General features: G+C 62.7%; 1 protein-coding gene and 1 pseudogene. Both read left to right on the top strand.

The features are described from left to right. Nucleotides 1-197 precede the first annotated feature (197 nt). Entirely contained in the window at nucleotides 198-1,949 is a 1,752-nt protein-coding gene (mobH, locus tag JNL55_RS19990) for a MobH family relaxase (protein ID WP_293857775.1), read from the top strand. Next, nucleotides 1,946-2,300, top strand: a pseudogene (locus JNL55_RS19985) (hypothetical protein); the annotation flags it as partial. The gene mobH and the pseudogene JNL55_RS19985, both read left to right, overlap by 4 nt.

The following is a 2,300-nucleotide window of genomic DNA, read 5'->3' as shown; positions in this document are numbered from 1 at the left end:
TGCAAGCATCCCGATGCAAAGCGCCAGCAGTTTCATTCTTGCGTCTCCATCACACCTCGCAAGTCGCGAGATGCGGATTCTGACGTTGCGTCGAACACGATAGCCCGTCCACGCGTGCCTCGAACGCACGCATGTCAACGTCTGCGTACACAAGTCTGCGCGTACTGTTCTCGCGTCGTTTGGCGGAGTGCTTGCGCATGTCGTGGAAGAGACTATTCGCACGAGAGATGGCCCAAGGCAGACCGAGATCGAACAACGACGCGGTTTCGCGCCACGTGCTCATCGAGCCTCGCAACCTGCTGCTTGCTCACCGATCCCGCCTGAATGCTCTGCGACTGGAGAGTGCCTACGACGCTGCCCAGTTCGAGCGATTGGTCGAATCGGTGCTCCTTCAGGTCGCGGAATGGGTGTACTTCCTTTCGGCCACCCGAGCGGAGAATCACCGAGAGTCCGGCGGCCTTCTGCGCTTCGCGGTGGAAACGGCGACGCTGGCGTTCCGGCGAGCCGATGGGAAGTTTCTGTCGGGACAGACCACCACGGACGTTCGCAGTCGTGAGCGCGATCGTGTTTGGCGCTACGTTGCTTTTTTGGGTGGGTTGCTTCGGCCACTAGGGCGCTGCGCCACGCTGGTGCATGTGTCCACGGACCAGGGAGTCGTATGGAATCCGTTGCTTGAAGGACTGTGGCAATGGCATCGGCGCATCGAAGCGACCAACGTCGAGATCCACTGGCGCGCTGGTGCAGATGGTCAGCCGACGTCTGCGGCGACGGGTTGGGTCGCAGCTCGCATCATTCCGGCAAACGCGTTGTCCTATCTCCATGGTGCGGATGCCTCGCTGGCGGAGGTGCTGCTTCGGACGCTGAGTGGGGACGCGACGGGACGATTGTGCGAGGTCGTGGAGCAAGCTTATCAAGCCGCCATCGATCAGGACCTCGCCAGCGTCGGTGCTGTCTCAGAGGCGATGGTGCCGGGCGTTCGCATCGAGCATCGCCTACTCGAGGCGCTGCGTGCGCTCTGCCGAGAGAAATGGACGATGAATACACCTGGCGGTCGGGTCTGGTGTACTGACTGCGGTGTGTACATTGTATGGAAGGCGGCAGCAAACGATTTGCTCGTGCGAATGCGGGCGGATGGCGTCGTTGGCGTTCCACGCGATCCCGATACGCTGGCCGAATTGCTGGCGGCGCACGGCGTGCTCACGCCGAATCCGAATGTCACGGCTGGGCTCAAACATTACTACAAGCTGGTGCCTCAGCTGCGAGGCGTTCCCAGGCAGACCCTCGAAGTCGTCAAGATCGCGGACACCGAACTCATCGGTCTTCAGCTTCAGGGCGTTGATCGGATCCCCGCAGAGTTGGTTGGGGCACTGCCGGAGGCAATCTCCGCGCCGCTCGCGTCGCCGCCTGCCGGCGCTTCCGCATCCGCCGTGCCGGCTCCAGCAGTCTTGTCCGCCAAGCCCCGATCCACAAAACGTGATCCCGGACCGGAGTCAAAGACACTGCAGCTTCCGTTGGAAGAAGCGCGCGGAGCCGGCTCGACTGCGTCGGTCGAGCTCCCGCCGCTACCAGCGCCCCAAAGGGCTGCTCAGATAGCAGTGGAACCTGTGAACGCAATCAATCTGGAGCCGCTCAAGCGGTTTGGCTCACCAGGCCTGACATTGCAGAAGCTGGCGCTCGGCTTGACCGATGGTTCTGTCAATTTGTCACTCAAACGAGTGGCGGATGGCATTGCGATCGAGTTTCCGGAGAGCATCGCCGCGCTGGGCGCAGATCCGCAGGAGTTCGTGACCTCCTGCGAGGCACAGGGCTTGCTCGTTCCCGACAAGGCCGGTGGCCGCCGGTTTGTGCGCGCCCGGACCCCCGATCAGAGCCACTTGCCGCCGCAATACATTGTGCTGGCTCAACGGGTCGCGCGATATCTGCCGAACACGCCGGGAGATCTCATGTGAACTGGGGCATGGAGCAGCCGTGGCGCCCCGCGTTCGAGGCGCACGCGGCCGCTGCGTGGGCCATCGCGGCGGCGTGGGCGGCCCGTGAGACGTGGCAGTCCTCGCATCCACCCGACGAGCTGATCCTATTCCTAACGTGTGCGCTGTCGCTGAGCGTTTGGCGCGCATTCCAGGCGCTGCATGTGTGGCGCATGCGCCTGTCCCTGGAAGGTCGCGGTGTCGAGTGGATCTCGAGCGATGAGGTTCATCGCAAGATGCTCGCGCGGCCCAACTACGTGTGGATGGGCTGGGGATTCAACTGGAGCCGCACCCATATGCAGCGGCTCTATGATCTTGAGACGCTGAATGTCG

This window comes from Steroidobacter sp. (genome assembly GCF_016790065.1).
In the GTDB taxonomy this organism is placed as follows: domain Bacteria; phylum Pseudomonadota; class Gammaproteobacteria; order Steroidobacterales; family Steroidobacteraceae; genus Steroidobacter.
This window is presented reverse-complemented; position numbering and strand designations above follow the sequence as displayed.